Origin of the sequence: Sphingobacterium griseoflavum (assembly GCF_014653155.1) — a bacterium.
GTDB classification, from domain to species: Bacteria; Bacteroidota; Bacteroidia; order Sphingobacteriales; family Sphingobacteriaceae; genus Sphingobacterium; species Sphingobacterium griseoflavum.
In genome coordinates this window covers 1-26,177 of sequence record NZ_BNAF01000006.1, presented here as the reverse complement: position 1 = coordinate 26,177, position 26,177 = coordinate 1, and the positions used below count along the sequence as shown (strand labels likewise).

20 protein-coding genes are annotated in these 26,177 nt (G+C 45.4%); 8 read left to right on the top strand and 12 right to left on the bottom strand.

The features are described 5' to 3' along the window. Position 1: 1 nt before the first annotated feature. From cmk to yihA, 5 genes are all read right to left on the bottom strand, one after another. A complete protein-coding gene (cmk, locus tag IE165_RS08830) occupies positions 2 to 688 on the bottom strand; it encodes a (d)CMP kinase (protein WP_189626254.1) in 687 nt (228 codons plus the stop codon). Then, entirely contained in the window at positions 688 to 1,101 is a 414-nt protein-coding gene (locus IE165_RS08825; RefSeq protein ID WP_189626253.1) for a hypothetical protein, read from the bottom strand. Before IE165_RS08825 ends, cmk begins: the two co-directional genes overlap by 1 nt. Positions 1,102 to 1,104: 3 nt before the next feature. After that, positions 1,105 to 3,516, bottom strand: coding sequence for a type I DNA topoisomerase (topA, locus tag IE165_RS08820; protein ID WP_189626252.1), 2,412 nt, complete (start codon positions 3,514 to 3,516; stop codon positions 1,105 to 1,107). An 88-nt stretch (positions 3,517 to 3,604) separates the two neighbouring features. Continuing rightward, positions 3,605 to 4,459: a 4-hydroxybenzoate octaprenyltransferase gene (locus tag IE165_RS08815; protein ID WP_189626251.1), complete on the bottom strand. Its 855-nt coding sequence runs from the start codon at positions 4,457 to 4,459 to the stop codon at positions 3,605 to 3,607. Beyond that, positions 4,459 to 5,079, bottom strand: coding sequence for a ribosome biogenesis GTP-binding protein YihA/YsxC (gene yihA / locus IE165_RS08810; protein WP_189626250.1), 621 nt, complete (start codon positions 5,077 to 5,079; stop codon positions 4,459 to 4,461). The genes IE165_RS08815 and yihA overlap by 1 nt, the downstream gene beginning before the upstream one ends. Positions 5,080 to 5,183: 104 nt before the next feature. On the opposite strand from yihA, the gene IE165_RS08805 reads away from it, so the two are divergent. From IE165_RS08805 to IE165_RS08795, 3 genes are all read left to right on the top strand, one after another. Beyond that, complete coding sequence (locus IE165_RS08805; protein WP_189626249.1) at positions 5,184 to 6,110, top strand: ABC transporter ATP-binding protein; 927 nt, start codon at positions 5,184 to 5,186, stop codon at positions 6,108 to 6,110. Between the two features lie 6 nt (positions 6,111 to 6,116). Next, the gene (locus tag IE165_RS08800) at positions 6,117 to 7,418 is read left to right on the top strand and encodes an ABC transporter permease (RefSeq protein WP_189626248.1); all 1,302 of its coding nucleotides are present in this window, start codon (positions 6,117 to 6,119) and stop codon (positions 7,416 to 7,418) included. A 165-nt stretch (positions 7,419 to 7,583) separates the two neighbouring features. Next, positions 7,584 to 7,994, top strand: coding sequence for a hypothetical protein (locus IE165_RS08795; protein WP_189626247.1), 411 nt, complete (start codon positions 7,584 to 7,586; stop codon positions 7,992 to 7,994). A 70-nt stretch (positions 7,995 to 8,064) separates the two neighbouring features. Here IE165_RS08795 and IE165_RS08790 read toward each other — a convergent pair whose 3' ends face one another. From IE165_RS08790 to IE165_RS08780, 3 genes are all read right to left on the bottom strand, one after another. Further along, entirely contained in the window at positions 8,065 to 10,362 is a 2,298-nt protein-coding gene (locus tag IE165_RS08790; protein WP_189626246.1) for a GH92 family glycosyl hydrolase, read from the bottom strand. 84 nt (positions 10,363 to 10,446) lie between these two features. Then, entirely contained in the window at positions 10,447 to 11,154 is a 708-nt protein-coding gene (locus IE165_RS08785; RefSeq protein WP_189626245.1) for a basic secretory protein-like protein, read from the bottom strand. Between the two features lie 22 nt (positions 11,155 to 11,176). Continuing rightward, positions 11,177 to 13,537 carry a GH92 family glycosyl hydrolase gene (locus IE165_RS08780; RefSeq protein ID WP_229826477.1) on the bottom strand — a complete coding sequence of 787 codons (2,361 nt, stop codon included), beginning with the start codon at positions 13,535 to 13,537 and terminating at the stop codon, positions 11,177 to 11,179. 281 nt (positions 13,538 to 13,818) lie between these two features. On the opposite strand from IE165_RS08780, the gene IE165_RS08775 reads away from it, so the two are divergent. After that, positions 13,819 to 15,213, top strand: a complete 1,395-nt coding sequence (locus IE165_RS08775; RefSeq protein ID WP_189626244.1) for a sensor histidine kinase — start codon at positions 13,819 to 13,821, stop codon at positions 15,211 to 15,213. A gap of 31 nt (positions 15,214 to 15,244) precedes the next feature. Next, a complete protein-coding gene (locus IE165_RS08770) occupies positions 15,245 to 15,970 on the top strand; it encodes a response regulator transcription factor (protein ID WP_189626243.1) in 726 nt (241 codons plus the stop codon). A 177-nt stretch (positions 15,971 to 16,147) separates the two neighbouring features. Here the strand turns inward: IE165_RS08770 and lysA are convergent, their stop codons facing one another. The 4 genes from lysA to serC all read right to left on the bottom strand — a co-directional run bounded on the left by lysA (position 16,148) and on the right by serC (position 20,862). Beyond that, on the bottom strand, positions 16,148 to 17,311 hold the full coding sequence (gene lysA, locus IE165_RS08765) for a diaminopimelate decarboxylase (RefSeq protein WP_373297919.1): 1,164 nt from the start codon (positions 17,309 to 17,311) through the stop codon (positions 16,148 to 16,150). 16 nt (positions 17,312 to 17,327) lie between these two features. Further along, positions 17,328 to 18,641: an aspartate kinase gene (locus IE165_RS08760; RefSeq protein ID WP_189626241.1), complete on the bottom strand. Its 1,314-nt coding sequence runs from the start codon at positions 18,639 to 18,641 to the stop codon at positions 17,328 to 17,330. A 126-nt stretch (positions 18,642 to 18,767) separates the two neighbouring features. After that, on the bottom strand, positions 18,768 to 19,715 hold the full coding sequence (locus IE165_RS08755) for a D-2-hydroxyacid dehydrogenase (RefSeq protein WP_189626240.1): 948 nt from the start codon (positions 19,713 to 19,715) through the stop codon (positions 18,768 to 18,770). Between the two features lie 76 nt (positions 19,716 to 19,791). After that, positions 19,792 to 20,862, bottom strand: coding sequence for a 3-phosphoserine/phosphohydroxythreonine transaminase (gene serC / locus IE165_RS08750; RefSeq protein ID WP_189626239.1), 1,071 nt, complete (start codon positions 20,860 to 20,862; stop codon positions 19,792 to 19,794). 370 nt (positions 20,863 to 21,232) lie between these two features. On the opposite strand from serC, the gene gyrA reads away from it, so the two are divergent. Genes gyrA through IE165_RS08735 form a run of 3 tightly spaced genes read left to right on the top strand, consistent with a single transcriptional unit; the run spans position 21,233 to position 26,074 of the window. After that, positions 21,233 to 23,794, top strand: coding sequence for a DNA gyrase subunit A (gyrA, locus tag IE165_RS08745; RefSeq protein ID WP_189626238.1), 2,562 nt, complete (start codon positions 21,233 to 21,235; stop codon positions 23,792 to 23,794). Next, positions 23,775 to 24,902 (top strand): tetratricopeptide repeat protein, encoded by a 1,128-nt coding sequence (locus tag IE165_RS08740; protein WP_229826476.1) that lies wholly within the window; start codon positions 23,775 to 23,777, stop codon positions 24,900 to 24,902. Before gyrA ends, IE165_RS08740 begins: the two co-directional genes overlap by 20 nt. 2 nt (positions 24,903 to 24,904) lie before the next feature. After that, positions 24,905 to 26,074: a tetratricopeptide repeat protein gene (locus IE165_RS08735; RefSeq protein ID WP_189626237.1), complete on the top strand. Its 1,170-nt coding sequence runs from the start codon at positions 24,905 to 24,907 to the stop codon at positions 26,072 to 26,074. Positions 26,075 to 26,177: the final 103 nt, after the last annotated feature.

Below are 26,177 nucleotides of genomic sequence, written 5' to 3'. Positions count from 1 at the left end.
ATTAATTATCGATCTTTTTTTTGTCCGCATATTGCTCCAACACAATACGTAGCTGTTCATGTTGGTCTAAGTCCGAGTTGTCGAGCACAAATGCATCTTTAGCTTGCCGTAAGGGGCTTTCCTCGCGCGTGCTGTCAATATGGTCACGGTGCGAGAGATTTTCCACAACATCTTCCATGCTTACCTGCTCCCCTTTGGCCGTCAGCTCTGCAAATCTACGTTCCGCACGCACGCTTGGGTTTGCTGTCATAAAAATCTTAAGGTCTGCATCGGGGAAAACCGTTGTTCCTATATCACGACCATCCATTACGATATTACGCCGTTGACCTAGTTTCTGCTGTTGGGTTACCATCGCATGCCGAACAGCTTTGATCGCACTGACCTCACTCACCAAATCTGACACGTGCATCATTCGAATCTCTTCCGAGACATCTTCGTCGTTGAGTAAAATCTGTGTTTTCTCGGCATTGGGAACAAAATCAATATGGATGTTTTCTAAAGCCTTGGATACGGCTTCTGCATTCTCGCAATCAACCTGATTCCGGATAAAGTATAACGTCACCGCGCGGTACATTGCCCCGCTATCGATAAATACAAAATTTAAATGTTTCGCTAAAGCTTTCGCGACGGTGCTCTTTCCACAAGAAGAAAAACCATCTATAGCAATGATGAAATTTTTCCTGGACATCAGCGCGTGCCTCCTATCAAAATACCAGGTTTATTGACCAAGGGTATCTTCATTAAATGTTCGTCGACGATACTTTCAGGCAAAAAGATATACTTCTTATCGTAAATGGTATTGTCGATGTAATAGCTTAACCAATACTCGTTGGTGAGGCCGAAAACCTGGGTATCTATTGCCTCCACCTTCACCGTAGACATCGCCGCAACATCGCCAATAAAATGCCTTAGCACTGTGGTCTTTACATCCCGCCCGTCTTTTTGGCCGTAACCTTTGGAAGATATGAGGACGTTCGCCAGTGGATCTTGCTTTTCATTCACCAAGTACACGTTCCAGACCTTCTCGGAGGGAGACTCCCGTTCCAAAACCACGGCAATAGATATATCCTCAACGATGTTTTCAGGTAAATCCTTCTTCATAGCTTACTTCTTTGTTTTAGACGTCGTAGTTGCTTTCTTCGCGCCCCCCTTTTTTGCAGTCGTTTTTTTGGTTGCTGTCTTCGTTCCAGCTTTCTTAGCAGCCGCTGCCTTTCCTTTCGGATCCGCATCGGCCCATTTCAGTACATCCTCGTAGCTGATCTTATCTACATCCGTTCCCTTCGGAATTTTCACATTCTGCTTGCCCAAGCGAATAAACGGCCCCCAACGGCCATTCTCGATCTGTGCCTCTGGATTTTCTTCAAACACGCGGATTACCTTCTCAATATCCTTCTGACGCTTGTCCTTGATAATCTGTATGGCTTCATCTTGCGACACTTCCATCGGGTCCATACCTTTTGGAAGCGAATAAAAAGCACTAGCATGGCGGATATAAGGACCAAAACGACCAATAGCAACAGTCATTTCCTTCTCTTCAAACTCCCCTACTTTTTTTGGTAATTTAAAAAGATCCATCGCGTCCTCAAAAGTGATGGTCTCGATCATCTGTCCCTTTCTCAAGGAAGCAAACCGAGGTTTTTCGTCATCATCGGCCGAGCCGATCTGCACCAAGGGGCCAAAACGGCCTACGCGCACCGTAACAGGCTTTCCAGTGGATGGATCTACGCCAAGCTCGCGCTCATGGCTCGCACGATCTGCATTTTCCAAGGTGTCTTGGATACCGTCATGAAAGGGGCCATAAAAATCCTTCAGCATCGCCGTCCAATCCTTATCGCCTTGTGCGATTTCATCAAACTCTTTCTCTACTTTAGCGGTAAAATGATAATCGATGATATCGTTGAAATGTTCCACCAAAAAGTCGTTGACCAATACACCGATATCTGTAGGAAACATCTTGGAACGCTCAGCACCGGTGGTTTCTGTCTTGATCTGTTCCAGCACCTGTTCCTCACTGATTGTCAAGACGGTATAGTGGCGCTCCCTCCCATCCCGATCCTCCTTCAGCACGTAGCCGCGGTTTTGTATGGTCGAGATTGTGGGTGCATAGGTGGATGGACGTCCTATTCCCAATTCTTCCAACTTTTTAACAAGGGAAGCTTCCGTATATCTCGCCGGTGGACGAGAGAATCGCTCGGTAGCACTCATTGTTTTCAGCGTGAGCATTTGTCCACCGTCTAATGGCGGCAACAGCGCATTGTCTCCCTCCCGCTCATCCGTGGAATTTTCAGCATCATCATCGTTCGATTCCATGTATACCTTTAGAAATCCATCGAATTTCATCACCTCACCAGTGGCTACCAAGTCCTCGGTTCGGGTAGATACATCGATCTTTGCAGTCGTTTTCTCGAATTCTGCTTCGCTCATCTGGGAAGCAATAGCACGTTTCCAAATAAGCTCGTATAGCCGGCGTTCGGCATTATCCCCCTCGATACTATGTTCGGAAAAATAGGTTGGCCGAATGGCTTCGTGGGCCTCTTGCGCACCGGCTGCTTTCGTTTTATATCGACGAAGTTTATGGTATTTTTCACCGTAGGCATGCACAATTTCCTGCTCGGCTGCTTGGATAGCCGTATCACTCAAGTTCACCGAATCCGTACGCATATAGGTGATTCGTCCCGCCTCGTATAGCCGTTGCGCAACCTGCATCGTGCGCGCCACCGAAAAGCCAAGCTTTCTGCTGGCCTCCTGCTGTAGTGTCGACGTTGTAAAAGGCGCCGATGGAGATCGCTTCGCGGGCTTCTTCTCTAGGGAAGAAACCTTAAAAGAAGCTCTTATACAGTCGTTCAAAAACTGCGCGGCATCCGCTTTATCCTCAAATCGCTGCGGAAGTTCTGCTTTAAATTGTTCACGACCTATTCCTGTCGTAAATTGGGCGACTATTTTATAAGACGCATCTGCTTCAAACCTATTGATTTCGCGCTCGCGCTCCACAATCAATCGCACAGCCACTGATTGTACACGCCCTGCAGATAACGAGGGTTTTACTTTTTTCCATAGAACTGGTGACAGTTCAAATCCCACTAAACGGTCCAAAACCCGCCGGGCTTGCTGCGCGTTTACCAGGTTGAAATCTATTTTCCTCGGTTTCTCGATCGCACTTAATATGGCTGGCTTGGTAATTTCATGAAACACGATACGCTTGGTTTTATCGTCTTTTAACGCCAAGGTTTCGTATAGATGCCAAGAAATAGCTTCCCCCTCGCGGTCCTCATCGGACGCAAGCCATACCATTTCTGCTTCTTTAGCTAACTTCTTTAACTCACTGACTACCGACTTCTTATCCGATGGAACCTCATATTTTTGTTTAAAATTATCATCGGTATCAATAGCGTCATCCGTCTTTACCAAATCCCGGATATGCCCGTAACTAGACTTTACTAAAAAATCCTTCCCTAAATATCCTTCTATCGTTTTGGCCTTCGCTGGCGACTCTACTATCAATAAATTTTTTGCCATCTATAAATGATTGATTTTTGCAAATAAAGGTAATTCAAATGGAATGACAATAAAATTTGTCATTTACTCCATCAATGTGCCCCTTCAGTTATAACAAGAACAGAATATCTAACAGATAAAATCCTGCAAAAATAACCGAGGCTATGCCATTCGTTGTCATAAACGCGCGGTTTACGCGCCGAAGGTCCGATGGGCTTACTATATAATGTTGATAAATAAGCAGCAGGCCATAAAATAGCAAGCCGACATAATAAAACCAACTTACCTCCATATATAATACCGGCAAGAATACGAAAATAAAAGACAAAACGTGTAAACATTCTGAAATCCGTAGTGCCTTGGCACCGCCAAAAAAAGCGGGGATAGAATTTAGGCCCTGCTGCCTATCAAATTCTTCATCTTGCAATGCATAAATAATGTCAAAGCCACTGGACCAACACATCACGGCCAAACCAAAAAATATCGGTATAATGTGAAACGCGTTGGTGACGACTAAATACGCGCCCACCGGTGCCAATCCAAGCCCTACTCCCAGCACTACATGGCAAAGTGGCGTGATGCGTTTGGTATAGCTGTAAAATAAAACCACAAACAGTGCGACAGGAGATAAATAGAAGCACAGACTATTGATAAAGTAAGTGGCAGCCATAAACAATACGCAATTGACTATCGTGAACGTCAACGCCTGACCGGCACTTATCTTTCCTGCCGGAATATCACGACCAGCGGTGCGCGGGTTTTTCGCGTCGATATCGCGATCTAAAAAACGATTAAACGCCATCGCTGCGTTTCTCGCTGTCACCATGCACAGCAACATCAAACCAAGCTTTCGCCAATCAAAGGTATTTGCTGTTGTCTGCAACGCCAAGAAAAATCCAATAATCGCGAAAGGAAGGGCAAAGATACTGTGTGCGAAAAGCACGAGCGACATATACTTCTTCATTATTTATCGGTTGTTTCTGGCGCTTCAAAATTTGCGTTCACCTCGTCAATAGTGGTTAGAATCTCGTCAGTGCCTAACTTTTGTTCGGAAGATGTGATAAAATGCTGCGGCACTACCTCAAACCATTTCAATAGCACTTTTCTAAACTTCGCTACATTCTGATCAGTTTTGACAGCCGATTGCTTATCTGCTTTCGTAAATACCAAAAGAAAAGGTAAACCCTGTTGGCCCAGCCAGCAGCAGAAATCTACATCGATCTTTTGCGGCTCATGCCGGCTATCGATCAATACGAAGATACACTGCAGATTGAGCCGTTTGGTTAGGTATGCGCGAATAAACTTCTCCCATTCGGACCTATTTTTTTTTGACGTCTGCGCAAAGCCATAGCCCGGAAGATCCACGAGATACCATTCTTCATTAATGATAAAATGATTGATCAATTGGGTCTTCCCCGGCTTTTGCGATGTTTTTGCTAAGCCTTTCCTCCGGGTCATTGCGTTGATTAGCGATGATTTACCCACATTCGATCGTCCTATAAAAGCATATTCCGGTAGCTGTGGCGCGGGCAGCTGTCTTACATCTGTATTGCTACAAACGAACTCTGCAGATTTTATTACCATACGCAAAGGTAAAGAATTCCAAAAGCTAAAAACAACTGATTTTTTTCAAGGCACTATTATTTTAGTTTTTTTTTGCCTTATTTTAGAAAAAAATTAGTCAACCAATGCTGGAAATTAAGAATATTGTCAAACAATATAGCAATCACCGCGCCCTAAACGATGTATCGATACATGTTCCAAAAGGAAGCATATTCGGCCTGCTGGGACCTAATGGTGCAGGCAAAACCTCCCTCATCCGAATTATCAATCAGATTACAGCCCCCGACAGTGGCGAAATCCTCTTCGACGGCGAGCCGCTGAAACCGAAACACATCGAGCGTATCGGCTACCTGCCAGAAGAACGTGGACTCTATAAAAAAATGAAAATCGGTGAACAGATGCTATATCTGGCCCAACTTAAAGGTCTCCGAAAAAGTGATGCTATGCGAAAGATCACCTTTTGGTTTGAGAAGCTTGAAATGCAATCGTGGTGGGATAAAAAGGTGGAAGATCTTAGTAAAGGTATGCAGCAAAAGGTACAATTTGTCGCTACGGTATTGCATGAGCCGGATCTCATCATTCTCGACGAGCCCTTCTCCGGATTCGATCCCGTAAATGCGCAGATCATCCAACGGGAAATCCTAGAACTCAACCAAAAAGGCGCAACCATCATCTACTCTACCCACCGGATGGAATCCGTAGAGGAACTTTGTGATTACATTGCCCTCATCAATAAATCCCACAAGATTCTCGACGGATCTGTAAACGATATCAAGCACTCCTATAAGAACCAAACGTACATCATCTCTTATAAGCCCAAAGCAGAGGTAGCGCTACAATATAATGAAGATCTATTCCATGTCGTCGAACAGACTACCGTACATGATGCGCAGGAAATGACAATCCGGACGGACAACCGTACTTCGCTGAATGAGTTATTGCTGTTCCTGATCCCGCAAATAGACATCCTACAGGTCAGAGAAATCGTGCCTTCCATGCACGAGATATTTATAGACAAGGTCACGCAAAATGCCAACCAAACTTTATCCTAAAAAACCATGAATAAGATTCCCTTAATAATACAACGCGAGTATTTCAGCCGCGTAAAGAAAAAATCATTTCTACTGACCACTTTTCTCGTTCCATTATTTTTCATTGGCATGTATGTGGGGGTGTTCTACCTCACTAAAAAGAGCTTTGAAGATTCGCACGCCGTTGTTCATATCATCGATCAAGAGGGTAGCGTTGCCCCTTTGCTCAAGAGCAACAAAAACCTCACCTACACCAATTCTAATGTGGAGTTACAGCAACAGATCGCAGAGCTTAAAGAGCAAAAGGATAATACCAACCTGTTGATAATCCCCGAGGATTTCTACACGACGCGACAGGTAGAATTGCTTTCTGCCGGCAAACCTAACATCACGACGCAAAATGAAGTGAAAGACCATTTAAAAGAGATTGTTCGTAGCGCGGAATACCTGAGACTAGGTTTGGATGGTGAAAATATAAAAAAGATCAACGACAACGTTAGTATCGCTGCCAAAGAGCTGTCGGAAGATGGCGATGCGAAAGAAAGCCATACCGAGGTAGCAATGGGGATCGCCATGGCCCTCTCTGTACTGGTGTATCTATCCTTGTTTTTGTACGGCGCACAGGTCATGCGCGGTATTATCGAAGAAAAAACCAGCCGCATTGTAGAAGTGATTATTTCTTCTGTCAAGCCGTTTCAACTGATGATGGGAAAGATCATTGGTATCGGGCTTGTTGGTCTGACCCAATTTTTGCTTTGGCTGGTTTTAACTTTTGCATTGACCAGTGCGGCCACAACCTTGATCTTTGACCAGCAGGATTTAGCATCAGAAGCGATGGCACAAAATAAAAGCGCTATGCCGGCAGCTGGCGGACTCGACTTTTTGCAGGCCCTGCAATCCGTAAATTTCACGGAACTATTGCTATGCTTTTTTGCATTTTTCATAGGTGGCTATTTTCTGTACAGTGCACTGTTCGCAGCGGTCGGATCAGCGGTAGATAGCGAGACGGAAGCTACTCAATTTACGATGCCTATCACGATGCCCCTCTTATTGACCTATATCCTTTCTTTCGGCGTGTTGGTCAATGATCCAAATGGCAGCATCGCTACCTGGCTAAGCTTCATTCCTTTTACGTCGCCCATCGCGATGCTCGTTCGTGTCCCCTTTGGTGTACCCACTTGGCAAATCATTCTTTCTTTGTGCATTCTCATCGCTGGATTTTTATGCACGACCTGGGTGGCGGGACGAATCTATCGGACAGGCATTCTCATGTACGGCAAAAAGGCAAGTTTCAAAGAGCTTGTCAAATGGTTTAAATATAAAAGTTGAGGGAGCGCATCCATGCGAATCTTTTCGGGCGGGCCAACAGTTGCCCGGATAGCGTATCGGCTGCTATCCTACTTGCAGCAGACAACATCCTTGGAGGATTAAATACAAATATTTCAGAATATCATTAAAAGATGATATCTTTATTTGCACAAAATTATCGTTAAGATGGAAACAACTTATAAAACAGCAAAAAATAAATCTAGCGCATTCCGAAAAATTTTAGGTTGGGCCCTGCTCCTGCTATTGCTCCTTGGTGGTGGATACATTTATTACCGGTATTATTTTGTCTTTGGTGAAGGCGTGAAGTCTGGATACCTAAATTACGCCGTTAAAAAAGGGAATCTTTTTAAGACCTATGAAGGTAAGTTGATTCAGGAGGGATTTGGGAGCGCTAAAGTCGGCACAGGCATTTCGAGCAACGAATTTGAGTTTTCGATAGAAAGTGACTCTATCTTCAATCTGCTAGAAGTAAATAGTGGAAAATATTTCGATCTGCACTACAAAGAATATCACGGTGTGCTACCTTGGCGTGGCAATACCCGCTATGTAGTCGACCAGGTGGTCAATATGAAATAAAAGAGGGGGGCTATCCAGTGTAAAAGGCCAGATGAACGAGCTGCGTGTCGCCACACAGCTCGTTTTTTTGTTATTTATGACCTTTGTTTGGCTTGTTGCTCATGACAAATCTCAAGTGCCCACCCCGAATGATGTCGGCGTGCTTAATCCGATACCCGTCCATTGGCTGGCCATTTAGGCGAACCTCTTTCACATACACATTTTTTTCCGATTGATTGACCGCTTCTATGTCGAAAACCACTCCGTCCGCCAAGGTAATACTCGCTCTCTTCACGGAAGGGCTACCAACCCAGTATTCGTCGCTTCCGGGGCTAACCGGATAGAAACCTAGCGAACTGAACAAATACCAAGCACTCATCTGCCCGCAATCGTCATTACCGCCCAAGCCGTCATGACCCGTGTGGTATTGATTCTTCAAAATCATGCGAATGCGTTCCTGCCCTTTCCAAGGAATCCCTGCCAAATTGTGTAAGTACACGACATGGTGGGCTGGTTCGTTGCCGTGCACATAGTTACCAATAATTCCCTCACGGGTGATGTCTTCTGTATTCGCAAAGAATTTATCCGGAAGATGCATAGTAAACAGGGAGTCCAAATAGCTGGATAGACGCTTACTGCCACCCATGCGCTCCATAAGTCCCTCCGGATTGTGGGGAACGTACAAGCTATAATTCCATGTATTACCTTCTATAAAGCCCTGTCCATGGGTTTCCAGCAAGTCAAAATCAGTCCTAAATTTACCTTTCGAATCTTTGGGCCGCATAAAACCAATACGCTCGTCAAACAGGTTCTTCCAGCTGTCGGCACGCTTAGCGAATGTTTGATAGATACGCTCTTCCCCCAAATGTTTTCCCAATTGCGCAATGCACCAATCATCGTAGGCATATTCTAACGTGTTGGAAACGGATGTACCAGACAACTCGTCGGGAACATAGCCCAAATCTATGTACGGGCCTATCCCCTCATATCGTCTCGCATTAGCGGTTTGGACACAGGCTGCAAGTGCTTCTTTGGCATCTCCCTTATACACCCCCTTAATAATCGCATCTGCGACAACAGAGACCGCATGATAGCCGCTCATGCACCAGTTATCATTGGCATAATGTGACCATATAGGAAGCATTTTCAACGCACTTTGGTTATAGTGGGCCATCATGGAGGCCACCATATCGGCGTTTCGTGCAGGGTTGATCAGGTTCATGTACGGATGAAAAGCACGGAAGGTATCCCATAAAGAGAATGACGTATAATTCACAAATCCATCAGCCTTATGAACTTCTTGATCAAGACCTTTATATTCTCCGTTGATGTCCATATAAACGGTTGGCATAAGGGCCGCATGGTACATTGCCGTGTAAAAATTCACATAATCATCTTTGGCAAGCATATCCACTTTGATCTTTTGCAGTTCCGCTTCCCACAGTTGTTGTCCTTCGTGTTTTACCCGTTCAAAATCCCAATGAGGAATTTCCTGTTCCATATTTTGCAGGGCGTTGCGCATGCTTACAGGACTCAAAGCCACCTTCAACTGCACCTGCTCGGCATCTTCGGTAGCGAAGTCGAAATGCATTTTCAATTGTCTGCCTGCCAAGTCTGGGAAATTATCTGTTTGGTCAAACTTCCGCCAAAAACCTTTGTATGCTTGCTTCTTGTCATCTTGCTTGGCCCCATAATTCTTAAACGGTTTAGAAAAGCTGATTGCAAAATAGACAGTCCGGGTTCGTGCCCAGCCGTTGCTTTGCATATAGCCGGTCACCAACGTATCGTTCAGCACCCTTACTACCGTCCATACATTTTTCTCATCATAGTTGTAGATGCCCGACTTGAGATCAAGGATAATATGCGCATCAGCAGTTTTCGGAAAGGTATAGCGGTGAAATCCAACCCTATTGGAGGTGGTCATTTCGGCCAACACTTTCGGATCATCGAGAAACACTTTGTAGTAATTAGCCTCGGCAGATTCGCGGGCATGATCAAAGCGCGAACGGTATCCCGTTTCAGGTCTATCTGCCGTGCCCGGATTTAGCTGCACAGCGCCGACAGTGGGCATAACGGATATATCGCCCAAATCGGAGTGTCCCGTTCCGCTAAAGTGTGTATGGCTAAAGCCTACAATGGTCGGGTCCTTATATTGGTAGCCCGCGCAGTATTGGTATACTTCGCCGTTATACCGGCCGTTTACAGCGTAAGGAATCGTGTCGGTATCCGGGCTAAGCTGCACAGCACCAAATGGAACCGTAGCCCCCGGAAACGTGTGGCCCATCTTCGCCGTGCCGATAATCGGCGAAACATATTTCACCAATTTCGGTGTTTGCGCCGCGGCTGTAAGCGGCAAAAAGAGCAGTACTAAATTTTTCAGTTTTATCATAGCGTAACTTTACGAAAGAAGACCAAATGGAAAGTTTTAGCTTCCCATTCGGTCTTCCTATTTACGAACTTAATTAAATTTTTCTTAAATAGCAGGGTTAGCTACATAGCTTTGCCACAGGGCATCTAGGGATTTTCCAGTCTGCTCCTCCCAAAATGAGTCCTTATACTGACGTTCACGCATCGCCTTATCCAATTTGACCATCGTTCCTTTCTTCACCTTGGTTTCCAACCAGTAGAAGAAGCGCGCCGTAATCCTATAGGCATTTTCATAGTGATGCTCAGGCTTCAAATCAGGTAACTTCCAGTTGGCACCGGCATTGTCCACGCCATCCACAAAGCGCACATAGTCCGCAATACCTTCTGTGATCCATCCCGGTCCCGAGTTGCCCGGGTAAGCCTGCACCAAATGCATCCCTTCGTGCGTCACGATATCGATATCACCGGGATTCTTTTTAAACCATTCTGGATTAAAGCGAATTACGCCTCCCCCGGCCGCGGCAATACCTGTATAGTCAGGATCCATCACGAAAACCACTTTTGCGATCGCCTCTTTGTTATATTTCTTTGCCAACTTTGGGTAGGTGGTAAAGAAGGTTTTGATCAAACGTTCTTTCACAACCGGATCAAATCCCTTGGCTTTGTCAATATACACTAAGCTGTATTTACCCTTTTTTACCGTATCTACGGCCACGGCAACTTTTACATCCTTGTCTAAGCGGCTCCATCCATCCTGCGCTTTTGCGACACTTATGGTGCCAGCCAATAGCGCAAAAAATAACATCTTCTTCATTTCTTATTTTCTTGGTTGTCTTTTAATATTTATCCTGATCAGAAGTAAACGAGTATGGCGCAGCATCCTTGTCTACCCCTCTTCTTTTATTTGGCACGGCATCCATATCGACCGTTAGTTTGCCTCCATCCATAATAGTTTGGTGTCCTATCCAGTTTTTGCTAAAGTTTTTATTATTTAGTTTAACATCCTGAACATACAGGTTTTGCGCCGAGTTCTTCGGAGCTTCTATCGTAAACGTTTTTCCATTTTCCAGGTGCAAGGTCGCTTTTTTGAAAAGGGGTGCGCCCATCACGTATTGATCCATCGCCGGACACACCGGATAGAAACCTAACGCAGAAAAAACATACCAAGCGGAGGTCTGACCATTATCCTCATCGCCACAATAGCCGTCCGGTGTGGGTTTGTACATACGGTTCAGTACCTCCCGTGCCCAGTATTGAGCCTTCCACGGCTCACCTGCATAATTATACAGGTAAATCATATGTTGTATAGGCTGGTTTCCGTGTGCATATTGTCCCATATTGGCGATCTGCATCTCCCGAATTTCATGAATCACGCCACCGTAATAGCTGTCATCGAAAGTCGGCGCTTGGCTGAATACGGAATCCAACATATGCACAAAAACTTTATCTCCCCCCATTAAGTCTATCAGGCCCTGCACATCGTGAAAAACCGACCACGAGTAGTGCCAGCTATTTCCTTCCGTGAATGCATCGCCCCATTTCAAAGGATTGAATGGTGCCTGAAATTGGCCATCTTTATTTTTGCCTCGCATCAATTTGGTTTCTGGATCAAACAGCTTTTTATAATTCTGCGAACGATCAGCATAGAGCTTTACCTCATCTTTGGGCCGTCCCAAGGCTTTTGCCAAGCGATAAATTGCAAAGTCATCGTAGGCATATTCCAAGGTGCGCGCTGCATTTTCGTTTATCCCTACATCATAAGGCACATATCCCAATGTATTGTAATAGGCTACACCTTTACGACCTACTGCCGTCATGGGGCCTTCGTTGTTCGCGCCATGCTGCAGCGCCTCATATAGCGTGCCGATATCGTAGCCGCGCGCCCCCTTGAGGTAGGCCTCTGCCACCACCGAAGCAGAATTATTGCCTACCATGATGTCCGCGAATCCCGGGCTGCTCCATTCAGGTAGGAAACCACCCTCCTTGTAGCAATTTAGCAAACCTTCCTGCATTTCCTTGTTGATACTCGGATATAGCAAGTTCAACAGCGGATACAGCGCCCTAAACGTATCCCAAAACCCTGTTCCAGCAAACATATAGCCGGGCAACACTTCGCCTGTATATGGGCTGTAATGCACAGGCTTCCCGCTCGCGTCTATCTCATAAAGCTTGTTTGGGAAAAATACCGTTCGGTAAAGTGTGCTATAAAACGTACGGAATTGCTCATCGGTTGCTCCTTCAATGCTGATCTTACCGAGTACCTCGTTCCACTTTGCACGGCCCTTAGCTTTGATCTGCTCAAAACCATCATGCTGTAGTTCCTGTAAATTAAGTACAGCCTGTTCGGCGCTAATAAAAGAGGACGACACCCTAGCTTGTACCACCTGTTTCGCGCCCTTGTTCTTAAAACCTATAACAGCGCCGGCATGCTTACCAGTGACCTGCGATCCAGCGACTTGTTTGCCTTCGTCGAAAATTTGATAGGTATCGATGGGCTGGTCGAAGACAACGATAAAATAGTTCTTAAAATTTGGTAATTTACCTCTGCTGTAGCGACTGGAATAGCCGATCAGCATATTCTTCTCGGGTATAACCTGAATCTCTGATCCCCTGTCAAACGCATCAAAAACAACAAATGCACTGTCTTTGCTACCAAATGTAAAACGGAACAAAGACGCTCGCTCGGTTGGCGTGACTTCCGCCATCACGTGGTAATCGGCTAGGTACACACCATAGTAATATGGTGTTGCCACTTCCGACTTGTGGGAAAACCAACTCGCTCGCTTTTCTTGGTCGAAGACTGCCTTTCCTGATATCGGCATGAGCGAAAACTGCCCGTAGTCGTTCATCCAAGGTGATGGTTGATGCGTCTGTTTGATGCCGCGGATTTTATCCGAACCGTAAGTATACTGCCAGCCGTCGCCCATCTTTCCCGTCTGCGGTGTCCACATGTTCATTCCCCATGGAAGACCTACGGCCGGATAGGTATTACCGTTAGACAAGGAAACTTTGGAATCTGTTCCCATCAACGTGTTTACATAATCTACGGGATCTAGTGCTTGTTGATGGACTGCTTGCGCCGGCAGACTGCTGCGCTTGGCACTTTCCTTTTGCTGCGCGAATAGCCCAATCGTTGTCTGGAGCATGCCCAGACCCAATAAGGCTATCGCCCATCTCTTCGTTTTGCTTACTTTCATATGTTCTTGGTAAAGGTCATTAATCGCTGTACTAAAATATTACATCGGTAGTTATTAACAGCACTTTTTTTGTTTATCGCATAAGGTAAACAAAAATACCGACCAACAAAATAAGAAGTTATCCTTACCAATAGCTGTTAATGACTTCCTAATAGATTGTTAACGAATTGTTAACGCCCCAAAAGGAATGGACTTTGCGGGTCACAATGTTCGTTTTTTATCGTATTATAGCATATTGAATGGGATCCTGATATCAATCCTTCCCGTTCCCTTATATTTACATGAACAGAAAGCATATACCTATTTCCATTGTAAGTTTTTCGGTACTGTTTATCGTGCAGTATCTCTTGATTTATAACACCTTCGTTTTGCGTAACAACCAATACCAGGTCGAGGAACGGAAAAGCTTAGACAGTGCTTACCGAAATTTATTGCTCAATGACAAGCTCTTTCCTGGCGGACAGAAGATCATTGACTCGTTAATCAAGCCTCGCTATCCACAATTTCGCGAGGCCTATGAGCAAGGTCCGTCTATATTTGATTCCCTCGCGCAGGATTTTTGTGACACGCTCTTTACCGCTTTGCGAGATAAAAGCAATATGGACAGCTTGTTTCGTGCGCTCGCAACAAGCAAAAGCTTGGATACCGGCTTAAATTCTGCTTTGATCATTACCGATCTCGAAATTACCTTCGATGGACGCCACTACATCCCGTTCCTTCGAGGAAAATATATGCTGAACAAGGAGATGCCGCACATCCTGATTGATGGCACACTAGACGTTATCGATAAACAAAACCAAATAACAGGTCTTACGGTAAGCAGTCCACAGGGCAATTCCTATAAAATTGCTTTCGCCCTCCACGCAGACGACCCAAATTCGAGATTCTACAAAATCTTGAAGCAAATGACACCTACACTTCTGTTAGCTTTCTTGGCTATTGCCATGGTTATCGGTATTTACTTCCTTACCTACCGGAGCTGGATTCGGCAAAAAAAGATGACCGAAATGACATCTGACTTTTTAAATAGCGTGACCCATGAATTCCATACCCCTATCACAACGATCATCGTCGCCAACAGGAGCATCGAAAACTTGGATAAAGCACTTTTGGAAGAGAAAATACCGGAGCTGACCGCCATTATTGCCCGACAATCATCGCGCTTGCAAAAACTAATTAAACAAGCACTTAATATTACGGAACTGAATGAATATAACCTGGAGAAAGAGAATCTACCACTGCTCCCTTTGTTGGCCGAGTCGGTAAGCGACTATCGGCTGTCACTGGAGCAAGACATCGACCTTGAACTGACGTATGACCATCCCAATCCGGATCTAGAGGTGCATGTCAATAAATTTTTGTTTACCACAGCCATATATAATATTTTCGACAACGCGATTAAGTATAATAAATCGATAGAGAAACGTATCGCTGTGGTACTTACCCAAAAGGGCGATCGTACTGGAATACATATTGGTGACAATGGCATCGGCCTGGACGAAAAACAGCTACAATCCATCTTCCAAAAATTTTATCGGGGAGATGAATCAAGTAATCGACCGGGATTGGGATTGGGACTATTCTACGTAAAAAAAGTAGCAGAGGCGCACGGCTGGGATCTCGACGTTAACAGTGCAAAGAACGAGGGGACGCAATTTACGATTTGGATCAGCTGACCCGTCACTTTAACCTAATTTTTTTCAGACAATGGAGCAGAAACGAAAATTGCTGTATGTAGAAGATGAGACCGATTTGGGAAACGTAGTCTCACAGTACCTGGAGATGGTTGGCTTCGATGTCGTATGGGCGAAATATGCGTCGGAAGCCTTGCAAACATTTCAGGCATCCCCTGTTTTTGACTTGGTGCTTATTGATGTGCAGTTACCGGATTACAATGGCTTTCAGCTGGCATCCGAAATAAGCGAGCAATCGCCAGGACAGCCGTTTCTTTTTCTAACTGCCCGCCGTGAAAAAAAGGATCGTCTTCAGGGGCTGCACATCGGAGCCGATGACTACATCACAAAACCTTTCGATGTTGACGAACTGGTTCTGCGGATAAAAAACATTTTGAAACGACTGGATTTTCAGCGTCCGCAGCGTTTGCCCCGCGAACCCGACAGCATACTCACGCAGATTGGCGATGTGCAGATCAATCGAAACACCCATAAAATGAACTGCCCCGATGGTAAGCAGGTCGACCTCACCTTGCGCGAGATGCAGGTGATGCTTTTTCTAAATGAAAACCAAGAGAAACTGTTGCGACGTGAAGATATCCTGCTGCAGATATGGGGGGAAAACGATTACTTTATGGGACGCAGCTTGGATGTATTCATTTCTCGGATTAGGAAGCTATTAAAACACTCTAAACAGCTGTCTATTGAAACTATTTACGGATCGGGCTTTATCTTCCGTGTGAATCCGCCGCACCGCTAACAAAAGGTCATTGCGAGGAAGTGTGAAGGCCGCCAAAGGCGGCTGCGTAGGAAATGAATCTGCATGTAACACACAAAGATTGCTTCCTCTTCGGTCCTCCTCCTCGCAATGACGAAAAGTGATCGGCTTTTAAATAGCGTCGATGATCTGTATGGTTGTGCCGCTGGAGACTAGCGCTTACAGTTCGCTGTCGTATACATAACGAATTTCGTCGCGCAGGTTATAGCGGGATGCCATGACCTCGCCGTAGGCTCCAGCGGTCCGAATAGCGATCAAATCGCCGCGTTTGGATACTGGCAATGGTACTTCTTTTCCAAAACAGTCAGAGCTTTCACATATTGGGCCTACAACATCGTAGTTCAGCGTGGCTTCCCCGGTATTGCCCATTGCAACGCGTTCTATCTGATGATATGCTTGATAAAGCGCGGGCCGCATCAACTCGGTCATGCCGGCATCAAGCACCAAAAAATGTTTCTTTATGCCACTCTTCGTGTACAAAACTTTACTGATCAGAGACCCACATTGCGCAATCAGTGCGCGTCCGAGTTCAAAATGCACCTCCTGATGTGCCGAACGTTCCAAAAACTTGTCGAATATTGCGAAGTAGGCCCCAAAATCAGGTATAGGATGAGCATCAGGCTGTTGGTAATCCACGCCAAGTCCCCCCCCTACATTGAGCACGTTGATGGTAGTTCCACGCTCTTCAAACCAGTTTTTCCATTCGTTCACCTTGACACACAAGCTTTTGAACACATTCAAATCCGTGATTTGGGAACCTACGTGAAAATGCAGTCCCATCAGCTCCACATGGGCACATTTACGGATAACGGTAGCGGCTTTTTCCAATTCGGACGTCGGCACACCAAATTTATTTTCATCCAACCCGGTCGTGATATAGTGGTGCGTTTGTGCGTCAACATTTGGATTGATCCGTAAGGAGACGCTTGCCACCACTCCTAGTTCTTCGGCCAGCTCATTGATCACTTCCATTTCTTGGATGGACTCCACATTAAAGGTGAAAATCCCATGCTTCAAGGCCATACGAATTTCCTTATCCGATTTACCGACACCGGCAAAGGTAATCTGACTGGCCGGGAAACCGCTATCGATCGCTTTCTGCACCTCGTTACCACTTACACAATCCGCACCAAAACCTTTGGCCTGTATCGCCTGCAGCAAACGATCATTAAAATTTGCCTTCAGGGCATAATGTACATGAAAACCATACCTATCCGCCGCTGCCTTTGCCTGATCCAGCGTGCTGTTGAGCAAGGTCAAATCGTAATAATAAAAGGGCGTTTCTAAATTCTTTATGTTCTCTTCCTGAGACTTGTTAAACAACATGTATAGCGGTCAATTAAAATAAACGATTGTGTAAAGAGCGTAATGCCTCTACTTTATGTTCGGTATCCAACAGCATGGAGACGTTATAATCCGATCCGCCATACGAGATCATGCGCAGCGGAAGGTGTTTAACGGCATCGAGCGCGCGCGCGGCATAGCCGTGGGTATTGGCACTGAAATCGCCAACTACACAGACAATCGTCTGCTGGTGGTCTACCCGTACACGACCAAAGTCTTCTACTTCGCGGATGATATCATCCAAATTTCGGGTGTCGTCGATCGTCAGGGATACAGCAACCTCAGAAGTGGTGATCATATCTATCGGCGTCTTGTAGCGCTCGAATATCTCAAAGATTTTACGCAGGAAGCCATAGGCCAGCAACATGCGGGATGAATGGATATGGATCGCTGTGATATCGTCTTTTGCAGCGATAGCACGGATCTGTCCCGTTGTTCCGCCATCCTTACTGATCAACGTACCGGAGGCTTGGGGATCCATGGTGTTTAACAAGCGCACGGGAACATTGTATTTCTGTGCGGGAAAAACACTTTGGGGATGTAAAATCTTAGCACCGAAATAAGCAAGCTCTGCCGCTTCGTCAAAACTTAAATGAGCGATAGGAGATGTTGTTTTCACGACCCGTGGATCATTATTGTGCATACCATCTATATCCGTCCATATCTGCACCTCATCAGCCTGAATGGCCGCACCGATCAATGATGCTGTATAATCAGATCCGCCACGGCGTAAGTTGTCGATCTCGCCAAAGGAGTTACGGCAGATAAAACCTTGGGTGATGAACAAGGTATTCGTCGGATGTATGCTCAACAAATTCATCAATTTATCGCCGATATATTCCACCATAGGCTCATTGTCCTCATCGATCTTCATAAAATCCAACGCTGGCAAAAGCACCGATGCAATACCAATTTCTTCCAAATGAAAATGGAATAGCGTTGTGGACAGCAGCTCCCCCTGTGCTAGTGTAATCTTTTCCTCCACTGGAGTAAACATCTCATTACCTAAAGAAGAGATATAGTTAAAGTGATAGTCAATTAAGTTCTTTCCTTTGGCAAGTCCTTGCTCGGTGGTAAACAATTCCTTGATTAGGCCTTCATACTTGTTTTTATGCTGTTTGACAAGCTCGATCGCTTCTTCGCGCTTTCCGGCAAGGAAAGCATGCCCTATTTCAACCAATGCATTCGTTGTACCTGCAACAGCAGACAACACAACAATTTGACGCTCTTTCGGATTGACGATATCCAGCAACCCTTTAATGCGCTGGGCACTACCTACAGAAGTACCACCGAATTTTAAAATTTTCATAATTTGACGTAACCTAATCTTTAAAACGTGTAAAAGTAATTATTTCCACGTTATTCCAAACAAAAAATGCGGCACAAACGCTTTACAGTGCTTTTGTGCCGCATACCTATATCATCATGCGGAAAACTACTTCTTCAAGCTGTCTATGAGCAGCTGGGCAAGTTCAATTCCGATGCGTTCCTGTGCTTCGTTGGTTGCCGCACCAATATGTGGCGTCAACGAAATACGCGGATGAGCCAACAGTTCCTTTCGTGGCGTGGGTTCGTTATCAAAAACATCGAGTGCTGCAAATGCTACCTTACCGCTATCCAGCGCTTCGATCAAAGCCAGCTCATCGATTACGCCACCCCGTGAAGCATTGACCAAACCGACACCATCTTTCAGCAAAGCAAACTCCTCTTTTCCAATGGCCGGTTTATCCAAAAATGGCACATGCAAGCTAATAAAATCAGCTGCTTGCAATAGCTCTTGAAAGGAAACTTGTTGTACCGGAAGCGTAACCTCGATACCACCAGAGAACGAAACGCTCAATGTGGTAGGGCCGTCAAAAAGGTCGGTGTAAATCACGTCCATCCCAAGTCCCAAAGCCACCTTGGCAGTTTCTCTACCTATACGTCCAAAGCCAACTACACCAAGGGTCTTACCGCGAAGCTCTACCCCTTTCGCATAGGCTTTTTTCAAACCTGCGAAGTTGGTATCACCTTCTACCGGCATCTTCCGATTGGAGTCGTATAGAAAACGTACGCCATTCAATAAATGTGCAAACACCAATTCGGCAACAGACAACGAGGAAGCCGCCGGCGTATTGATCACGGCAATGCCTTTGGATCTTGCATAAGCTACGTCAATGTTATCCATCCCTACACCACCACGACCAATCGCTTTGATATTCGGACATTGGTCGATAAGTTCCTGCCTCAATTTCGTCGCACTGCGAACGGTAACGGCATCATAGGCATTCAACTTTTCAGCCAGTTCGTCTTGCGGTATATGGTTGGTATCGACTTCAAAACCGGCTTCCTCCAACAGTTTCTTTCCGGCCGTATCGATGCCATCGTTTGCTAATATTCTCATTGTTAAATTAAAAAGTCAAAATTAAAAAAGTGAAAAGTTAAATGCTGCCCTTGTCAGGGACTTCAGCGACAGATTGCTAGGATGATTGCTTTTCTTCAAACTCCTTCATCGCATCTACCAAGGCATTAATCGATGTAATACTCAACGCATTATAGATCGACGCTCTAAAACCGCCAACCGAGCGATGTCCCTTGAGTCCAATTAGACCACGCTCTTTCGCTAACGCTAAGAAAGCAGCCTCCTGTTCGGCATTGTCCATCACAAAAGTCACATTCATCCGCGAACGATCCATCTCATTGGCCGTACCTTTAAAGAACGGATTGCGCTCGATTTCATCGTAAAGCGTACGTGCCTTGATCAGGTTTTCTTGCTCAATCACATCCACCCCTCCCTTAGCTTTCAACCATCGCAGATTTAACATCGAAACATAAATCGAGTAAACAGGCGGCGTATTGTACATCGAACCTGCCTTTGCGTGTTGCTGATAGTCAAATATGCTGGGAATGACACGTCCAGACTTGCCTAACAACTCGTTCTTTACGATGACCAGTGTGACGCCGGCCGGACCCATATTTTTTTGCGCGCCAGCATAGATCAAGTCAAAATCGGCTACGTCGATCACGCGGCTCAGGATATCGGACGACATATCAACAACCGTAGGGATCGGAACGATCGGCTTTTCAAAAATCTCCGTCCCGTAGATCGTGTTGTTGGATGTGTAATGAAAGTAGGCTGCATCCGCTGGAACGGCGAAGTTCTTTGGGATGTATGTATAATTTTTATCAGCGGATGAGGCCACAATTTCGACATTGCCCAGCTTGGAAGCTTCTTTAGCAGCTTTTGTAGCCCAAACGCCGGTATCTAAGTACGCAGCTTTGCCCCCTTCTGGCAAGATATTCATAGGCACCATGGCAAACTGCTGACTGGCACCACCCTGTAAGAAAAGCACGGAATAATCAGTCGGTACGTTCATCAACTCCCTCACCAATGCTTCGGCTTCCAAAACAACCTGCTCGAACTCTTTGGAACGGTGCGATATTTCAAGAATGGAAAGCCCGGTATTGTCAAAATCAATAACTGCTTCGGAAGCTTCCTGAAATACTTCCTTTGGAAGAATGCATGGTCCTGCCCCAAAATTGTGTTTCATCGTTAATATATTAATAGTAAATAAATTATAACATAGCCATTCGACATCCCTTCGTCAAATGAAAAGCAAAAATAGCATATTTTTTAAAATTTATCACACTTTATAAACTTTTGTTAAAAAAAATACAATCATTACGTTTCTTTAATAAAAAAATGACATATACGGAACAATTGACGCGCGCATTTTCAAAAAGGGGATCGGCTGCTGCTTTTGCTTCGCGGGGTGCGTTGGGTTGGAGATGTGGCTGAGAGGTTGTCCAGGGCAAATTTTCACCGCCTCCAATACGCCTAACAATTAAAAAAAATCGTAACTTCGCATGCGATGTGTGCCAAATTCTTAACACATCAAGTTTTATCGAAACCACATAAATATGGCTGAAGAAACAGAAAACGAAAACAATTTAGTCCCTGCGAACGACAGGATCATCCCTATTAACATCGAGGATCAAATGAAATCTGCCTACATAGATTATTCTATGTCAGTCATTGTTTCCCGTGCCCTGCCCGATGCTAGAGACGGTATGAAACCTGTACACAGACGTGTACTTTACGGCATGTTGGATTTGGGCGTAACGAGTGGAAAACCTTATAAGAAATCTGCCCGTATTGTTGGAGATGTTTTGGGTAAATATCACCCGCATGGTGATTCGTCGGTTTACGATGCGATGGTACGTTTAGCACAAGATTGGAGCATGCGCTATCCCCTTGTGGACGGGCAAGGAAACTACGGCTCGGTCGATGGCGATCCGCCTGCGGCCATGCGTTATACCGAAGCAAGGCTAAAGAAAATAGCGGAAGAAATCCTATCGGACATCAATAAAGATACGGTAGACTTCCAACTCAACTTTGACGATTCCCTGCAAGAACCAACCGTCCTTCCTACCCGTATCCCTAATTTATTGGTGAACGGTGCTTCCGGAATTGCTGTAGGTATGGCCACCAATATGGCGCCACACAACCTTTCTGAAGTTATCGATGGAACGGTAGCCTACATTGACAACAGGGATATTGAAGTTTCTGAGTTGATGCAACATATTAAAGGTCCCGACTTTCCTACGGGCGGTATTATTTATGGTTACAATGGTGTCAAGGATGCTTGCGAAACTGGACGTGGACGCGTGGTGATGCGTGGTAAAGCGGAAATCGAGACCCTAAAAAATGGTAGGGAGTGTATCATTGTGACCGAAATCCCCTACCAAGTCAATAAGGCCAATATGATCGAACGTACGGCGGAGTTGGTCAACGAAAAAAAGATTGAAGGTATAGCAACGATTCGCGACGAATCCGATCGCGATGGTTTTCGTATTGTCTATGAAATTAAAAGGGAAGCCAACGCCAATGTGGTATTGAACAACCTTTATAAATATACGGCTTTGCAGACCTCTTTTTCCGTCAACAATATTGCCTTGGTAAAAGGGCGTCCGATGCTGCTGAACCTAAAAGACATGATCCATGAGTTTGTGGAGCATCGACATGAGGTGGTTATTCGACGGACAAAGTTTGAGCTTGCAGAAGCAGAAAAGAGAGCACACATCCTAGAAGGTTACCTAATCGCACTCGATCATTTGGACGAAGTGATTAGGCTTATCCGCGCGTCGGACACGCCGGAAGATGCACGTTTGGGCTTAATGGAGAAATTTGGCCTGACAGACATTCAGGCTCGGGCAATATTGGACATGACCTTGCGGCGGTTGACAGGACTAGAGCGTGACAAGATCAAAGAGGAATATGCCGAGCTAATGAAAACGATCGACTACTTGAAAGAAGTGCTGGCCGATGAAGGTCTCCGAATGAACATCATCAAAGAGGAGCTTGCAGAGATCAAAGAGAAGTATGGCGATGAGCGTCGTTCGTTGATCGTACACTCGGCAGAAGATATGCGGATGGAAGATTTTATCGATGATGAAGAAATCGTGATCACGATCTCCCACAACTCTTACGTAAAACGCACGCCGTTAACGGAGTACCGTCGTCAGGGACGTGGCGGGAAAGGAGCCATCGGCTCATCAACGCGCGAAGAAGATTTCACCGAGCACATCATCACCGCTTCGGCCCACAACTACCTGCTGCTCTTTACGGACAAAGGGCGTTGCTTCTGGCTGCGTGCTTTTGAAATACCCGAAGGAAGCCGCACCTCGCGCGGCCGCGCGCTACAGAACATCATCAATGTTCCGAAAGACGAAAAGATCAAGGCGTTTATCAAGGTGATCAATTTAAGAGATCAAGATTATCTGGAGAACAACTTCATCATCATGTGTACCAAAAAAGGTACAATCAAGAAAACATCGCTGGAAGCCTATTCGCGTCCGCGTGCGAATGGTATCAATGCTATCAATATCAATGAAGGCGATGAACTTCTTGAGGCATGTTTGACAACAGGTAACAGTGAGGTGGTGATGGCTTTACGTTCAGGAAGGGCAATTCGATTCAACGAATCCACGGTTCGTCCGATGGGAAGAACGGCAACCGGTGTACGTGGAATAAGCTTGGCCAGCGAGAAAGACGAAGTAGTTGGCATGATTGCTGTAGATGGTTCGGATACGACGGTGTTGGTGGTTTCCGAGAAAGGTTATGGCAAACGAACCGATATCGAGGACTACCGGGTGACGAATCGAGGTGGCAAAGGTGTGAAGACCATCAATGTAACCGATAAAACGGGTGAACTTGTCGCGATAAAGGGCGTGACCGATGCAGACGATCTCATGATGATCAACAAATCGGGGATCGTGATACGGATTGGCGTGGAGACGCTCCGCGTCATGGGTCGTGCCACACAGGGGGTTCGATTGATTACCTTAAAGGACACGGATGCCATCGCGTCGATTACGAAGGTAGCTCGCGAAGAGGAGTTGGAAATCGAAGATGCGGATACCGACACAGATAACGAAGAATCAAATGGATCGACAGATGCAAATGACACAACAGAAGAATAAAAGAGCTACTTGCTTGCGCGCCCTGACATCGGGCGTGCTGCTTTGTATATCGGTAGCAGCCGCTGCACAATCTAATTACAAAGAAAGCAGCAACAGTTTCGCATTTTTTACGCAAACCGGCGATTTGAAAAACTTGGAAAGCGCGAAAAAGTTCATCGACGCTGCCTACCAAACGCGTCGGGACTCAAGCAATACCCGAGTGAATGTCTTGCGGGCAATGATCTATAGCTCCATGGCTTATGCCGATTCCACGCGGACGATTAAAAACCCAAAAGATCCCATCGATATCACCTACGATGCGTTGGCCAAGTTAAAGCCGCGCGACCTGCAAAACTACGCTTCGGAAACAAAGTACGTTAAACAGAACCTCGCGGCCGCCCACATATACAACGCCAACAAAGCATTAGGTAAACAGGATTACACAGCAGCCTACAATAGCTACATGCGTGTGAAGCAACTGAATATCGCCAACTATGATGTAACCTATAATTTGGGATTGCTGGCCGTTCAGACTAAGCAGTTCGAAGCCGCAGTCGGCTACTACGATCAGCTATTGAAAGCAGGCGATGCCACTGCGGAACGTTATTTGGAACTTGTAAACATCTATAAGGCCCTCGGTAATAAGCAGTCGGTACTGAATACATTGCAGACGGCACGTACCAAGTTTCCAGAAAACAAGGCCGTTCTCATGAATCTAATCCAAGAATTTGCCCAAAACAATGAATATAAGGCCATTGTGCCTATTATCGACGAGGCTATTCGCTATGAGCCGCAAAATATTGAGCTGAACTACCTCGCCGGCTACGCGAACGAGACAGTGGGAAACCTCGACATAGCCAAAAAATATTACGAAAAAACGCTCCAGCTCAATGAGAACAATTATGAATCCAACCTCGCATTGGGGCTGATCTATTTGAACGACTTTCTGCGCGACGAAAATAATGGAGAGGCACAATATAATGCGCAAAATTTGTTGCTGAAGGCAAACGAAATTCGTCCATATGACGTTAATGCATTAAAGTCTTTGTCATTGTACTATGAAAAGTCTGGCGATCTAGCACAACTGGATCGCGTTAAATTGTTATTGAATCAACTATCAAATAATTAGGTATGAATGTAAAAAAAGCAATAGTATTTTCTTTATTGGTTGCCGCTGGCACGACTACTTTTGCGCAATCAGGGAATTTGAGAAAAGCGAAAACTGCGTTGCAGAAATTCGAAGAGCTCAAATCAGCAGGTTCAGCAGAATTGGGAAAAAGCAATTTGGATGCTGCCAAAGAAGCAATTGATTTGGCCGTTGCACATGACAAAACAAAAGAAGATCCGGATACATGGACCGTGTATGCCTTGGTAAACGCCAATCTTGCGGCGACAAACAACACGCCCGAAGCGGCAAAGGCAGCCCAAGATGGCATTTCCAAAGCTACAGCATTGGATAAGGATGGTAAGCATGCCGAAAACATCAAAGTTGCTGGACAGATACTGGGACAGTTCAACTTTAATCAGGGTGTAGCCGCTTGGGAAAAACAAGACTTCAAAACGGCCTATGGTTCGTTTAGCGATGCGTTGACCTTTTTACCGGGTGACACCACCTTGACGTATTACGCTGGTTTGGCAGCCATTCAAAACCAGGATTATCCCAATGCGATCGAAAAATATAAGCTTTTGATACCTGCCAAAGAATTTTCGTCGCACAAAGCGGTCATGGTCGACCTGCCGAAACTATACTTGTCCGCAAAAGATACGGCCAGCGCTATTGAATATGCGGCGCAAGCTGCGGAGGCCTATCCAAACGACAACGATGCGGCGGTGCAAAATATCGAGCTGAATCTTATTGTGGGTAACGAAGCAAAAGTTGTATCGGATATCGAAAACCAAATAGCGAAAGATGGCAACAACAAATCGCTTTATTACTATTTGGGCATCGCACAGTCGGCGGCAAACAACAATGATAAGGCAATCGAAGCCTACAAGAAGGCCGTCGCTATCGACCCCAACTATTCTGATGCGAACAGAAATGCCGCCGCTACAATTATCAATGGCGTTAGAGATCAATTAAATGCATTGAATGAAGACAAATCGCTGTCCAATACAGACTACAATACCCGGGTCAGTGCATTAAAGGAACAAATTAAGGAAGCTTTACCTTATCTAGAGAAGGTTGTGGAGTTAAACCCTACGGATAGTGATGCACTCCGGAGCTTAAAAGGTTATTACGACTTTCAACAGGATGAAGCGAAATCTGCCGAAATCCAAGCCAGGATCGATGCCGCCAATTAATCGTTGGACAAGCGCTAAGAAACCATCAACAAAAAGAGGCCGTCTCATAAGTAATTATGGGACGGTTTTTTTTACTTGTTTACCTCGCGCTATTTTCTATCTT

Bases quoted from the DNA above. Each gene is read 5' to 3' on its own strand.
- topA (WP_189626252.1), bottom strand. From the start codon at position 3,516: ATGGCAAAAAATTTATTGATAGTAGAGTCGCCAGCGAAGGCCAAAACG.
- gyrA (WP_189626238.1), top strand. From the start codon at position 21,233: ATGGCTGAAGAAACAGAAAACGAAAACAATTTAGTCCCTGCGAACGAC.
- IE165_RS08780 (WP_229826477.1), bottom strand. From the start codon at position 13,537: ATGAAAGTAAGCAAAACGAAGAGATGGGCGATAGCCTTATTGGGTCTG.
- IE165_RS08740 (WP_229826476.1), top strand. From the start codon at position 23,775: ATGACACAACAGAAGAATAAAAGAGCTACTTGCTTGCGCGCCCTGACA.
- IE165_RS08775 (WP_189626244.1), top strand. From the start codon at position 13,819: ATGAACAGAAAGCATATACCTATTTCCATTGTAAGTTTTTCGGTACTG.
- IE165_RS08795 (WP_189626247.1), top strand. From the start codon at position 7,584: ATGGAAACAACTTATAAAACAGCAAAAAATAAATCTAGCGCATTCCGA.
- yihA (WP_189626250.1), bottom strand. From the start codon at position 5,079: ATGGTAATAAAATCTGCAGAGTTCGTTTGTAGCAATACAGATGTAAGA.
- IE165_RS08770 (WP_189626243.1), top strand. From the start codon at position 15,245: ATGGAGCAGAAACGAAAATTGCTGTATGTAGAAGATGAGACCGATTTG.
- IE165_RS08800 (WP_189626248.1), top strand. From the start codon at position 6,117: ATGAATAAGATTCCCTTAATAATACAACGCGAGTATTTCAGCCGCGTA.
- cmk (WP_189626254.1), bottom strand. From the start codon at position 688: ATGTCCAGGAAAAATTTCATCATTGCTATAGATGGTTTTTCTTCTTGT.
- IE165_RS08760 (WP_189626241.1), bottom strand. From the start codon at position 18,641: ATGAAAATTTTAAAATTCGGTGGTACTTCTGTAGGTAGTGCCCAGCGC.
- IE165_RS08790 (WP_189626246.1), bottom strand. From the start codon at position 10,362: ATGATAAAACTGAAAAATTTAGTACTGCTCTTTTTGCCGCTTACAGCC.
- IE165_RS08755 (WP_189626240.1), bottom strand. From the start codon at position 19,715: ATGAGAATATTAGCAAACGATGGCATCGATACGGCCGGAAAGAAACTG.
- serC (WP_189626239.1), bottom strand. From the start codon at position 20,862: ATGAAACACAATTTTGGGGCAGGACCATGCATTCTTCCAAAGGAAGTA.
- IE165_RS08805 (WP_189626249.1), top strand. From the start codon at position 5,184: ATGCTGGAAATTAAGAATATTGTCAAACAATATAGCAATCACCGCGCC.
- IE165_RS08825 (WP_189626253.1), bottom strand. From the start codon at position 1,101: ATGAAGAAGGATTTACCTGAAAACATCGTTGAGGATATATCTATTGCC.
- IE165_RS08735 (WP_189626237.1), top strand. From the start codon at position 24,905: ATGAATGTAAAAAAAGCAATAGTATTTTCTTTATTGGTTGCCGCTGGC.
- IE165_RS08815 (WP_189626251.1), bottom strand. From the start codon at position 4,459: ATGAAGAAGTATATGTCGCTCGTGCTTTTCGCACACAGTATCTTTGCC.
- IE165_RS08785 (WP_189626245.1), bottom strand. From the start codon at position 11,154: ATGAAGAAGATGTTATTTTTTGCGCTATTGGCTGGCACCATAAGTGTC.